General features: G+C 58.9%; 11 protein-coding genes. 3 read left to right on the forward strand and 8 right to left on the reverse strand.

Annotation, left to right across the window (positions count from 1 at the left end; translation table 11 throughout):
* Positions 1-8: 8 nt before the first annotated feature.
* On the reverse strand, positions 9-1,067 hold the full coding sequence (locus L0U82_RS32250; RefSeq protein WP_233837314.1) for a sugar ABC transporter substrate-binding protein: 1,059 nt from the start codon (positions 1,065-1,067) through the stop codon (positions 9-11).
* 274 nt (positions 1,068-1,341) lie between these two features.
* Here L0U82_RS32250 and L0U82_RS32255 point away from each other — a divergent pair, with 274 nt between their 5' ends.
* The 3 genes from L0U82_RS32255 (at position 1,342) to L0U82_RS32265 (ending at position 4,372) form a co-directional block, all read left to right on the forward strand.
* On the forward strand, positions 1,342-2,127 hold the full coding sequence (locus L0U82_RS32255) for an IclR family transcriptional regulator (RefSeq protein ID WP_233837315.1): 786 nt from the start codon (positions 1,342-1,344) through the stop codon (positions 2,125-2,127).
* 150 nt (positions 2,128-2,277) lie between these two features.
* The gene (locus tag L0U82_RS32260) at positions 2,278-2,823 is read left to right on the forward strand and encodes a hypothetical protein (RefSeq protein ID WP_233837316.1); all 546 of its coding nucleotides are present in this window, start codon (positions 2,278-2,280) and stop codon (positions 2,821-2,823) included.
* A 379-nt stretch (positions 2,824-3,202) separates the two neighbouring features.
* Entirely contained in the window at positions 3,203-4,372 is a 1,170-nt protein-coding gene (locus L0U82_RS32265) for a GNAT family N-acetyltransferase (RefSeq protein WP_233837317.1), read from the forward strand.
* Positions 4,373-4,419: 47 nt separating this feature from the next.
* On the opposite strand, the gene L0U82_RS32270 is transcribed toward L0U82_RS32265, so the two are convergent.
* The 7 genes from L0U82_RS32270 to L0U82_RS32300 all read right to left on the reverse strand — a co-directional run bounded on the left by L0U82_RS32270 (position 4,420) and on the right by L0U82_RS32300 (position 12,871).
* Positions 4,420-5,676, reverse strand: coding sequence for an oligosaccharide flippase family protein (locus L0U82_RS32270; protein ID WP_233837318.1), 1,257 nt, complete (start codon positions 5,674-5,676; stop codon positions 4,420-4,422).
* A gap of 118 nt (positions 5,677-5,794) precedes the next feature.
* On the reverse strand, positions 5,795-6,895 hold the full coding sequence (locus tag L0U82_RS32275; RefSeq protein ID WP_233837319.1) for a glycoside hydrolase family 99-like domain-containing protein: 1,101 nt from the start codon (positions 6,893-6,895) through the stop codon (positions 5,795-5,797).
* Positions 6,892-8,148: an O-antigen ligase family protein gene (locus L0U82_RS32280; RefSeq protein ID WP_233837320.1), complete on the reverse strand. Its 1,257-nt coding sequence runs from the start codon at positions 8,146-8,148 to the stop codon at positions 6,892-6,894. The genes L0U82_RS32275 and L0U82_RS32280 overlap by 4 nt, the downstream gene beginning before the upstream one ends.
* Positions 8,132-8,821, reverse strand: a complete 690-nt coding sequence (locus tag L0U82_RS32285; protein ID WP_233837321.1) for a serine O-acetyltransferase — start codon at positions 8,819-8,821, stop codon at positions 8,132-8,134. Before L0U82_RS32285 ends, L0U82_RS32280 begins: the two co-directional genes overlap by 17 nt.
* Entirely contained in the window at positions 8,737-9,648 is a 912-nt protein-coding gene (locus L0U82_RS32290; protein ID WP_233837322.1) for a glycosyltransferase, read from the reverse strand. The genes L0U82_RS32285 and L0U82_RS32290 overlap by 85 nt, the downstream gene beginning before the upstream one ends.
* A gap of 11 nt (positions 9,649-9,659) precedes the next feature.
* Entirely contained in the window at positions 9,660-10,589 is a 930-nt protein-coding gene (locus tag L0U82_RS32295) for a glycosyltransferase family 2 protein (protein ID WP_233837323.1), read from the reverse strand.
* 38 nt (positions 10,590-10,627) lie between these two features.
* On the reverse strand, positions 10,628-12,871 hold the full coding sequence (locus L0U82_RS32300) for a polysaccharide biosynthesis tyrosine autokinase (protein ID WP_233837324.1): 2,244 nt from the start codon (positions 12,869-12,871) through the stop codon (positions 10,628-10,630).
* Positions 12,872-12,911 lie beyond the last annotated feature (40 nt).

A 12,911-nucleotide genomic window follows, 5' to 3' on the forward strand; every position in this document is an offset into this window, starting at 1 on the left:
TGAAGCGCTCACTTGACCGTGTTGCCCCACAGCGCCTTGTCGTCGACGTTTGCCTTCGTCACGAGCGGCGCGGGCAACTGGTCTTCGAGCAGGCCCGGTGCGAGCTGGATGATGTTGCTGCCGTGGTCGGTCGGGCCCGGCTTGAAGGTCTGTCCGGCGAGCGCGGCCTTGATGTAGAACAGCCCGTATTTCGCGTACGAATCGGCGGGCTGCGACACGGTTGCGTCGATCTCGCCACGACGGATCGCGTCGAATTCCTGCGGAATTCCGTCGTTGCTGACGATCACGACGTGCTTCGCGTCGCCGGCCGGAAACAGCATCTGCTTGCGGCGCAGCGTTTGCAGCGTCGGCGACAGATAGACGCCGCCTGCCTGCATGTAGATCGCCTTCACGTCCGGGTTCGCGGTCAGCAGGCTGTCGAGCGCGGTGGCCGCGACATCGCCCTTCCACGCCGCCGGGATTTCGAGCAGCGACAGATTCGGATAGCCCTTCAGGCAGGCGCGAAACGCTTCCGAGCGATCACGCCCGTTCACCGATGCGAGGTCGCCCATGATCTGCACGACCTTGCCCGACTTCACGTGCTCGCCGATGTATTGGCACGCCTTCTCGCCGTACGCGCGATTGTCGGCGCGCACCACCATCGCGACCTTGCCCTGGGTCGGCGCGACGTCCACCGCGACGACCGGCACGTTCTTCGCGGCCGCGGCGTCGAGCGCGCGGCTGATCGCGGCCGAATCGAGCGGGCCGACCACGATGCCCTTCGAGCCGAGGTTCAGCAGGTTGTTCATGTCGGTGATCTGCTGCGCGGGGTCTCCATTCGAATTGACCGGCGCGAGGATGTCGAGGCTCATGTCCTTCGCGTACTTCGGCAGGTAGTTGTTGTACGACTGCCAGAACGGCGACGTGAGCAGCGGCAGATCGAGGCCGATCTTGCCGGCCTCGGCGGCCTGCGCGGCGCCGCTGACGGCGACGCCAGCAACGCCCGCGACACAAGCGGCGGCGGCCAGCACGGAAAGTGAGCGACGGAACAGACGGCGGCCCGCGCGGGGCTGTTGAGCGAACGACATGGGTTTGTCTCCTGCCAGGTGTTGTGATGGAACTGCGTGAGCCGGTCGTCGCCGGCGCTTCGTCTTGCGCTTTCTCTATCTCGATATTGGCGTAGCGTTCATTCACCAATGAACATATTATTCATATACGAACTTATCGAAGTCAAGGAAAGGACGCGGCCGACGGCGTCCGGATTTTCCCTGGACGGGTCGGGTCTCCCGCCGGAATCGCTACGCACTTACACTCGCGCGCCAGATAATGAGAAATGCTCACGGAACCTCGCTAACGATCACGATGGACACAGAAGACAAAGACGACGACCGTTACCGCGCGCCCGCGCTCGACAAAGGCCTCGACATCCTCGAACTGCTGGCCGAGCAGAAGGAAGGTCTGACGCGCGCCGAAATCACCAAACTGCTCGGCCGCAACGCGAGCGAGATGTACCGGATGCTCGAACGCCTCGTCGCGCGGCAGTACGTGGTGCGCTCGGCGGCCGGCGACCGCTACTCGCTGAGCCTGAAGCTGTATGCGCTCGCGCATCGTCATCCGCCGATGAACCGGCTGATCGCCGAGGCATTGCCGCTGATGCAGCGTTTCGCCGACCTCGCCGAGCAGTCGTGCCATCTGGTCGTCTACGATCGCGGCAATCTGCTGGTGATCGCGCAGGTCGACGGGCCGGGCACGTGGGGGATGTCGGTGCGGCTCGGCTCGCGGGTCGGTCTGATCGACACCGGTTCGGGGCGCGTGATGCTCGCGTTCCAGAGCGCCGAGCAGCGTCAGCAGATGCTCGCGGAACACACCAAGGTGAAGGGCGAAGTAACGATCGATCGCGACGCGCTCGATCAGGCTTTCGAGCGGATTCGCGCGGCCGGCTTCTCGCAGAAGGACAGCCAGCAGACCTTCGGCGTGACCGACGTGACGTTCCCGATTCTCGGGCCTGCCGGCCAGGCGATCGCGGTGCTTACGTGCCCGTATCTGCGGCGGATCGACGAATACGTCGCGCCGACGCTCGAAGCGGCCACCGGCTTGCTGCGCGATACGGTGCAGGCGCTGTCGATGTTTCGGGAGCAGGCGGCGTAGCGCGTGTGCGGTCTCTCTCGTGTGCTCGCAAAACGCTGGATACGGGCAGTGGTTTGGCGCGTTATAGCGCGCCCGCTCACATGGTTTAGAATGGCGGCCCTTTCAAACTGACGCCGCACGAATCGCTCGTGCGCGCGCATCGATTGAGCAATGGCCAAACTTCTGACCGATTCCGAATTCCTGCGTTTTTCCGAACTCCAGCAGAAGCAGTCGAGCTTCACGATCACCTCCGCAGAGGCCGACGAACTGCGCGACATCGTCGCTCACGCGCAGAAGCGCCGCGACGATCGCGCGGCGGCGATGCAAAGCATCGAAACCTTCATCCAGCAATTCGACATCACGCCAGACGAGCTGTTTTCGCCCGAGCAGATCGGCGAAGCGGCGCGCACCTATGGCCTGATTCCGGCCGCGCGCAAGGAACGCGTATTGCCGCCGTCGCTGACGTTCAACGGCAAGCCGTATCAATGGACCACGCGTGCGTTGCCCGATGAAATCCGCGTACCGCTGTTCGACGCGTTCAAGGGCGGCGAATCGGTGAAGTCGTTTATCGCGACGCAGAAGGATGCCGCTCGTTGCGCGGCGACGATCGCGCGTCTCGAACGCGAGACTGGCGCGGTGTATGCCGACGCGTGGCTCGATGAACTCGCGGTGACGCGCGCGCAGGTGGATGAGGCGGCGGGGAAGCTGGCTGCTTGAGCTAGTGGCCAAGCTTGATGTCGGCTGCCATCAGAAATAAAAAAGTCCGACTACTCATCGAAAAGATAGGCCCGGCATGACCGGGCACTTTCCACCATCGCGGCCAGGCGCGCGACGTCCGTCTTTTGGACCACCCCAGACGAATTTGCTACGCAGCGTGCGCGATCGCACACACGTTGCGTTCGAATCGGGCATTCTCGACTCTCGGCATCGCCGTGTCGTTCGCCGTGCGCATCACCGGAATGGAACACAGCCGTGTGCAATTCTTTTCACCACTGCGCCGGCCCATTAGCACCGCTCTCTCCGCAATAGAACTCGCCAGATCACGCGCACGAATCAACAGCCGCTCCAAGCCACGTGCCCAACGTCAGGGAAAACAATGAACGACGCGAGTACGGCATACGAAATCGTCACAGAAGAAGCGAGCTTTCGCGCGCTTCAGCCCGAATGGGATGATTTGTGGGCGCGCTCGCGCGGATGGTATTACCAGTCGTTCGGTTATTGCTGGCTCGCCTGGGAACACATCGCGAGACCGCTTGGCAGAAAGCTGCATATCATCGTGCAACGCGAAGCGGGCAGCGTCGTGCTGATCTTTCCGCTGATCACTCACAGACGGGCCCTTTGGACTTATCTGATGCCGTTGTCGTCCGAATCCGCGGATCTGACGAGCATTCTGGTCGAAGACGATGCACGCACCGCGGCGCTTGTCGAGGGCGCGTGGGACGCGGCACGCCAGCGTTGCGGCGCGGATTTCATCCAGATGCCCTATGTTCCCGACTCGACGGACCTGCACCGGCTCGCGCTGAAGCAACGTCACTTCGTGGTGCGTGAACATACGCCGCGCTATTTCGCGAAGATGAGCGAAGAATCGCAACGTTACGACTGGAAGGCGTTTTGCGATTCGCTCGGCACCTTCTATAGGAAAAAGCCGGGCAAACTCGAACAGCGCCTTGCGACAGCGGGAAGGGTTGCCATCGATGTGCTCGACTGGACCGATCGAGCACGAATTGCAACGGCAGTCGACACGATGCTCGCGTGGAAGCGCGACTGGGCAGTGCGCGCGGGCAAACAGGGGCCATGGCTCGATTCGGAGCACTACCGCAATTTTCTCGTTGCGTGGTTGAGCACGGAAGGCAACGCGGTCAGAAGCCGTGCAACCGTTATCGCCGTCGATGACGTGCCCGTCGCCGTCGTGGTGGTCTGCTCCGACGCTCGCGCGGTGACAGGGACCATGTCGAGCTTCGATACTGCGTTCGGAAAATGGTCGCTCGGTTTGCTGACCGTCGAACTCACCGCGAAGTGGGCATTCGAGCTTCGCCTCGATTTTGAATGCGGACCAGGCGCCGAGGAATTCAAGTCCTACTGGTCACGCGGCAACCAAAGCTATTGCTGTACGACGCTGGCGATCAATTCATCGTGGGGTCTCGCGGCCTTTCATGTGCGCCGCTTGCTGCGCAATGTCGTGAAGCGCGCAAGCGCGTCGGGCAAAGATGTCGAATCGCCGCAGGTTGATCCCACTGGACTGCCGGAGAACAGTCCAGGCCGATAGCGGCTCCGCGTAGAAAGGTCTCGGGCCTTCAATCGCGTAGAGCAGAGTCAAGCCTCCTTACTCGCAAGCGCGCCATTTGCATTGACTGTCCGATATGTCAGCGCAATCCCCAGAACGGTCAACACCGCGGCCGCCAGTGAAAAGGCCTGCACGGATTCCTGAACCGGCAATCCTGCCATCCTCGTCAGATACAACGTCGCCCAAAGTCCCACGCAGGACGTGAATTGAAACAGGAAATGCGTGCGCTGCACTCTGGCGGCAAGGAAAATCTGCGCAAGCGGCAGGAAGATGATTTGCAGGGTGAACCACGGCAAGAGACGGAAGAAGAGCTCGATAGTCTCATGCCAACTCGACCCGAAGGTCAGTCTCACCAGCGGTGCGAACAGCAAACCGCCGCCCAACGCGTAAAGTGCGCCAAGCGCTGTCAATGTACGTGCATAGGTGGCATAGACCCGTCGCAACTCCATCCCCGTGCCATCTTCCGATATCGCGGCAAGCGCGTCCCGCCTGAAAACGCCTCCCAGGCTTTGGCCGATCAATGAGACGGGGAAAAATCCCAGACGATAAGCCACCGCGAAATAACCGGCACTTTCTACGCCATACCATTTCGGAATGACGACCGCCAGCGCGCAGCCAACGAGCGATTCACACACTGTCGACGGAAGAATGTAGATGGCAAAGCGCCGGTTTTCGACGAAGAAGCGCCTCGAAATCCGGAAAGGAAATCCCTCTTTTCTCGCACTTCTGACGATGCTGATCGCCATCACCAGGGCGACGCTCGCACTGATCCCCGTGTACCAGACGAAAGGTTCCGAGCCGTCGGGCTGTGCGCGAAAATGATCGAAAACCAGATAGCCAATGAACATCAGGTTGATCGCCGTTCGGGGGATCGCGAGTTTTCCGTAGCTGCGCAAGCTGTTGTAGTACAGCGACGCCGCTATCTGAATGAACGATGCCAGCGAGAACAGCGCAATGACGTAGTAGTCCGGATCGCCGAGCAGATAAATGACCGGCAGCGCGGCCAGAATGACCACGACCGCCATCACGCTTGAGTGGATAAACGCACTGAAGGAAGCCGATGGCTGGTCGTCGGCGCAGGCGAGCTCGAAGCGAAAAGCGAGAATCGAACTGGTAAAGGAGCCTATCGCAAGCCAATAGTTGAACCGTCCGAGCGCACCCTGCCCGTGCCAATGGCCGAGCAGGTACACGCAGACAAACATCGCAAGCTGAGCCGTCACGACTCCGCATAGCGAGACCACGGAATCTCGTGGATTGATCACGGTTGCCGACTTTTGGCGAAACATTCGAAATGGCCTCTAGAATCTGCACCAGCAGCGCACATAAACACCTATCCGATCTTTCAGGAACGCGAGCACCCACATGCCGGTCCGTCGATGCACGGATATGAGCCGACAGTGCCTGTCATTGTGTGCGCGCGCCGAAAACACTCCTTACCTGCTGCAGATATTCGAAACCCCACTTCTCCGTCGGCTCGATGTAAGAACCTTCTCCAAACTCGTTCCAGCAGCAAATGACCACGGTACGACGTGTTGCGCCTGGATAGCGATCGAGTAGCGATCTCGCACTCTCCAGATGTTCCTTGAATTCGCGCGGCGTGCCGTACGACTGGTCATGCATCCTGTCCGGACTGCCACCCCATGGACGTTTATCCCAGCCGGACGTGACCGGTACGAAATAAGGCAACCGCGAATGCGAGAGAATCCAGTTCCAACTCTGACGGTAGCCATCGGTCAACTCACGATACGAATGCGAAAGCGGAATGTCTGCCGAGTAGTGACCCGAGAGCCCCATGTGATAGTTGTATGCACTGACGGCGTCGTAGCCGGATGCCGGCAGATCATGCTGAATAGGCCCGGCGACTGCCTGGCTCGTGCCGACGAAATAGATTCCCGGCAGACCTGCGTTGACCGCCTTTCGGCGTGCCCGCTCCAATAACTGTTCGACGTCGGTGCCGAACGAAGCGGCCTTACGCTCGAGGCCGTCAGGAGAAAAAATGAAAACGGCGGGTATGCCATCGACGCGATAGTACGATTGCTGGGAAAAGTAATGACGGATCCAATAGTCAACGATCGCATCGAACTGCTGTAGCGAGGATGGCGTATCGGTATGGTTCGCCCAAAGTATCGAAAATTTGACGGTAGAGCGAGCCGGCGACTGCAAATAGGCGTCTATCGCATGCGTCAGAGCCGGACCGCCGTCGTTGATCCAGTACCAGTCGTAAATGACAAAGTCGATACCGTACTCGTGCATCCATTGAAGCTGACGTGTCGCTACGTCGATCTTCCCTTCGTCGTACCAGCCCAGAACCGGCTTGCGACCGCCGTATTCGCGTATCGCACCCCAGGGCGGCTCCTGGATCAGCGGAGGCGCAAACCTCCAGCCCGGATAGTAGTAAACACCGACGCTGTAGTTCTTCGTTTCCGCGCCGGGCGCGGATACCACGAACGCGATCGCAAACAGCAAGGCGGCCAATGCGCGAAAGAATGTCGGTGCGATTTTCATCGCGCACTCGCTACGTGATCGCCTTCGTCAATCTCAACCCCGGCCGGCGCAATGTCGGCTGATGACTTGCCGCCCCTGGCGTACCCGGCCACGGCCACTTCATCGGAGAACAGCAGCACGAAGAAGATCACCGGCAAATACTTATAGAAGCCGTTCACAAAGGCGGCCGCGACAATATAAAAACCCAGCATCGAAAGCAATCTGGATGACGAGGCGACCTGCAACGACCTTTTTATCGCCAGCAGGTGTGGAATGACATACGCGATGAAAACCCAGATGCCGTAGGAGTAAAAGGCACTCAAAAAGTCGTTATGGAACCAGATGTACAGACCGATCTCGCGCGCGTTGAAATCGAATGAACTCGAAAAGTTACGGCCGACGAAGAAGTCGAGCGCGTTGAACGACGATATTGCCGAGAACCAGCTGTTCCAGATGATCACGCGACTCAATCGGTCAAAGTTGTCGTGCATCGTCTCGAAGAACGATACATATTGATACAGGAAACTTCCGAACAGAGCATTCAGAATCTCCGACATGTAGGCAAAAAGCAGTGCCGTGAGGATAGCGATGCTGGCGATGATCGCCATCTCCCGGACACGGAGCCGGATGTTCGCGACGAGATAGGCGGCGCCCATCACGATCACCGGGGTTCTCGACCCCGTGTACAGCGTGAACGCGAGAAATAGGGCAGCAAATATCAGGTGCCGTGTCTTCCGGCTATACGTGGCCACATAGGTCCACCAGAGGCTGCTGAAGGCGAGCATGTAAGACGCGACGTGAGGCAGCCGATACAAGCCCTGGTTGTAGACTCTGAGAAACTCGACGTCGGTCGATCCCGACGTGAACACGTCGACATCTTCACCGAAGCCGCTCGCGTTGATGCCTATCAGTGCCGGCAGGAAGAGCAGCGCGAAGACGTAGGTCGCATGACTGATCGCGGACGGACTGACGCGCGCATTCCGGGCATAAAAGAAGGCCGAAAAGAACTGTGCGAGGAACAGGATGTCGGAGACATCTTCGATCGATGTCCTGAACCGCGCGAAGTTGACCAGCGCCGATGCCATCAGAACCAGCAGGGACGCGATAAACCAGAGCCGGTCCATCTGGTCGCGCGTGAAACGGGACATCAGGAGTATCGATACGGGGATCGACGCGACGTACACCGGAAGCGCGGCAAAATAATTGACCGCGTTATCCAACGCAAACGCACCGACGATAAAGTAGACCGGAAGATCATCAGATTCGCGGCGCATTTCGAGCGACCTCCCGTGCGGGATTGCCGACCACTATTGCGCATTGAGCCACATTGCGGGTGACCACCGCTCCGGCGCCGACCGTCGCGTCATCGCCGATGCTGATATCCCCTATCACGATCGCGCCCGCACCGAATTCGACGCGCTGCCCGACGATCGGCGGCGCGCTCTCGCCGTCTTTTCCGAGCTTGTTTCCTATCGTTACTCCGTGCCGGATGGTGCAGCCGTCGCCAATCGTCACACGGTCGTTGATCACGATACCGACGCAGTGATAGAGCACCACACGTCGACCCATCGTGACCTGGCACGGGATATCGATCCCCATCACCCAGTCTACGATGAGCCGGTACAGCAACCTGTACGGCGCCGTCAGCGCCCGCGTAAAGTGCCGCCGATCGTTATACGATGCATGCGCGAGCCTGAAAAGCGCGAGTACGAACCGGGACTTGTAATGACGATTGCAACGCCAGTCCTCCATGATCACGGACAGCAGCGATCCGCGCCGCGAACGCTCCGTGCGAGCAGGAAAGCCGCCATTCGACGGACGTTCATTACCGAAGCGCCGGTCATGGATTGGCTCGTTCATATTCATCTTCCCGGCCGGTAAGCAACGTGTCTGGCAATTTTTCTCACGAGCTTCTGCGGATAGCACAGCGCCGAGAGCCCGGCCCATACGTATTTCGACACCACCGATCGCGAATCCAGATAATTCCGGTAGCACTTGATGAACCAGTAATAGGTACGCACCTTCCAGCGCGGCGTATGTCCACCGAAAATACTGTCGCGCAGCTGGTAGGTGCGCAGAATCGTCGAATAGCGCAACCGCGCGGATGCACTGGTGTCATGTATCCGGTAACGGATCAGTGGTTCGGTAAAATTGCCGAAGCTGGCTCCCCGCTTAAGGAATCTCGCGAAAATGTCGTAGTCCTCGGCGGGAACATTTTCCTGCTTGTACGGTTCGCTCCTGAAGAACGCGGTGCGACCCATCACCGTGGCGTGCAGCACGCCGTTCTCGCCTTTGACGATCGTCTTCTCGATGTCGGAGTGATCCGACGGGAAGTTCGTCGAACCGATGGAAGCACCTGTCGAGCTGTGGAAGATCAGCGCGTTACCTCCAACTACGTCCAGCCCGTGCCGGGTGATGTAGTCGTATTGGCGTTCTATGCGTGTCGGCAAAAGGATATCGTCAGGATCCATCCTCATGACATAGCTCGCGACGCTGTTTGCTACACCCGCATTCAACGCATTCGCGAAGCCGACGTTTTTCGGCAACGCAATGATCTTCATACATTTCACGTCTTCCGCCGCCCGTTGCGCAATAACCAGCGAATCATCGGTGGAGCCGTCATCGACGAAAATGATCTCTCGCGGTAATACGGTCGAGCAAAGGATCGAACGGAAGAATTCGTCGAGATAGCGGCCATTGTTGAAATTGGCCACGACCATGCTCACATCCACCGTGGGTTTCGTCTGCGTAGGGGACTGCTGTACCGTATTCACGTGGAATTTCCCTATATGTTCTGACCATCTGCCATCTTCACCGTATTGCGCAGCCGGATTCTTCTAATGCGCATATGCAACCAGTTGCACTGCGGAGCTGCCGCGTTGATGTCCTTTGCCAGTACGCGTGAGCTGATGAAGTACGGAATCGCCTTTTCCACGCCGGAAACCGACGGCCAAAGAAACTCTCTGAGTTTTTGGGTTTGGACCGTGCACCCGTGTTGTTCCAGCATTTCGCTCGCTATCCCGACGTGCGCATCCCGCTGACGGTCGATTCGCAACGTGCTGACCTGCTGGCCGTGCACTCTGTAGCGCAGTAGCGGCCGTGGAATGTTGGCGAACTTCCCGAAGCGCGCCAGTTCGGTCCATAGCCGGTAGTCTTCGACATATTCGGAGTCGGCGCGGTATACAAGGCCCTCCTGTTTGATCACTTGCGCGCGCATCATCACCGTTGGATGCGCGAAGCAGCTTTCGATCATCAACAGGGCCTTGCAGTCCTCGTCGGTGCGCGGTGTGGGTACATACTGTGCCGCATCGCCGAACTTGACGAAGTCGGTTCCACAAGCCACCAGCCGCGGCTCTGCTTCCATCCTCGCCACTTGCATCCCGAGCCTCAACGGATGGGCGATGTCGTCGGCGTCCATTCGCGCGAGATACTTTCCATTCGCATGGTTCATCGCGTTGTTCAACGCCGCCACGATTCCACTCTTCTCCTGCCACAGAACATGGATGCGCCGGTCAAACAGCCGCAGACAGGTAGCGATCGCGCTGGTCTGATCATTCGATCCATCATCCACAATCAACAGTTCGAAGTTTCGATATTGCTGCTGCAAAATGGAGTGCACTGCCTCCGCGAGGAATTTGGCGCCGTTATGCACAGGCATCAACACGGATATCATCGGTTCTTGCATGTGGCGATTGCGGATGTGGAGTCGGCTCATGACCGGCGATCGTCGTGAATGATCCTTGAGCCCACTGACTACCTGCCGAGCCGGGGAGGATCTTCGTACGTATAAGCAGCGTATCGATAGCTCCCGTAAATCGAACCGAATCCGTATCGACCCAGATTCGGATTGACGCCGTTGAAAAGAACGCCGTCCGGCGTCACACCATTCTGCGATAGCCGCTTGATCGACTCCTTCAGTTCGCCGGCTTTCGTCACGCCAGCCTTGGCGACAATGAATACCGTGCCGGCCGCGGGCGCCAATACCGTCGCGTCGGTCACCGTGAGCACCGGCGCGGAATCCATCAACACAATGTCGTATCCGGCCGACAACTCGTTGACGAGTTCGGATAAGCGATCGTCCATTAATAACTCGGACGGGTTCCGCTGGATCGAACCTCTCGCAATGAAGTCGAGATTGGGAGCCACCTGTCTGACCGCGGCTTCGGGGGCGGCCACGCCCGTGATCAGATCAGTGAAGCCAATCGCAATGGGGCCGTCGAAATAGCGGTGCAAACGTCCCTCGCGAATATCGCAGTCTATGAGCAGGACTCGCTTGCCCGTTGCAGCCAGAAGCGCCGCGAGATTGGCCGATACAAACGACTTTCCAACGCCCGGCGTCGGGCCGGTCACGAGCACTATCTTGTTCGTTGCTTCGAAGAGTGTGAACTTCAACGCGGTGCGCAAACCACGCAGGCTTTCCACGGCCGGATCATGCGGCGCTTCCAACGCAAGCATGCGGGCACGGGCATGACGATCGGCTGTTTTTCGCGCGATGGCCGCCTGAATTTTGCTGAAAGGAATCGTCGCGTACACACGCAAGCCAATACTCTGTTCGATCTGCGACGCTGAACTGAAGCCACCAAACAGGACACTGCGAGCATAAGCGGCGACGGTGGCCGCTATCAGTCCAAATACCAGAGACGCAGCGATCACCAGCGCTTTCTTCGGTTTGACCGGCTCGTCCGGTAATGCCGGCGTGTCGACCAGTCTGACATTACCCACCTTGCCTGCTTTGACCAGCAGCAGTTGCTGAGCGTTGGTCAGGAGCGACGTGTATAGATCTGTATTGACCTTGACATCCAGCATGACTCTGGCCAGTTGTTGCTGCAGGTCGGGCAATAACTTGAGTTTCGTGTTTAATTGATCCGCCTGCTTCTGCAACACGCCAATCTGTTGGTCGACTGTCGAAACTTCCCTGGAATCGGGACCCCAGTGAGCCGACAGCTCCTGCTTCTTCTGCTGGAACTGAATCAATCGCGTTCTGGTATCGGCCGCCTGTCCGAGAATAATCCTCGCTTCTTCGTCGAGATCGAATGTACCGTTCTGGTCGCGCAGTCTCGTCAGGCTTTGTTCGGACGTTTGAAGCTGCTGCTTGAGTACCGGCAGCTGGGCCTCGAGAAATTTGAGCGACAAAGCCGCGTCTTCGGATTTTCGATCGACATTCTGCTTCACGTATTCCTTGCCTATCTGTGTCATCAGATCGCGCAGGTATGCCGCATCCTTGCCTTGAAGTGTGGCGATGACGACGCCCGACTGCTTGATTTTTTCCTGAATATTCAGCCCGGCCTGGATGTCGCGAATCGTCATCGGTCGCGAGCGTCGCTTTAATACGAACGCGGCGCCCGGTTTTCCCGTGGCTGATTGAACGAGAAGCGAGATGTCGCCATTCTGTCCGTGAAACACCTCCCTGGTTCCGATGCTGCCCTGTACCGGCGATTCGAGCCCCGGACCGGACAACGCATAGCGGCCTTCGCTCCGAAGCGTCAACGTAAAGTTCTTGTCTTCGCTTCGAGCCGGCACATCGAATAGCGGAACGTCAATTGCCTCGGTGCCCCACGTATAACCGCCGCGCCCGAACAACCCCGGACTCGAGGGTCCGGATGCCTGCTGGGCGATCAGACGGCCAAGCACGGGAAAGCGTTTTGGCGCGGCGACGATATACGCATGCACCGCATCGACCGCGCGAGCGACGACGAGGCGTGATCCGAGTATCTGGGCTTCGGCCGCGGCAGTCGACTTCACACTGAATAGCGCCGACACGTCGGCAAGCAGGCTCCTGCCCGCCGACGCCTCGGGACTGTCCTCGACCTGGACCATGATGTCGGCCTCATAGACCGGGGTCGCGAGGAAAGCATATAGCGCCCCCGCCAAAGCAAACATGAGCGTGACGAGAACCATCATCCGGCGCTGCTCGACGATGATATCGACGAGCCGGACCAGTCCATACTCTTCGGACTCGTGCGTGCGATCTAACTGTCGAGGACTGCGGGCATTCATAGTTGGGTACTCGGTCCGGATTTCGTTGACATCGCTGACA

Source organism: Paraburkholderia sp. ZP32-5 (assembly GCF_021390495.1).
GTDB lineage: Bacteria > Pseudomonadota > Gammaproteobacteria > Burkholderiales > Burkholderiaceae > Paraburkholderia.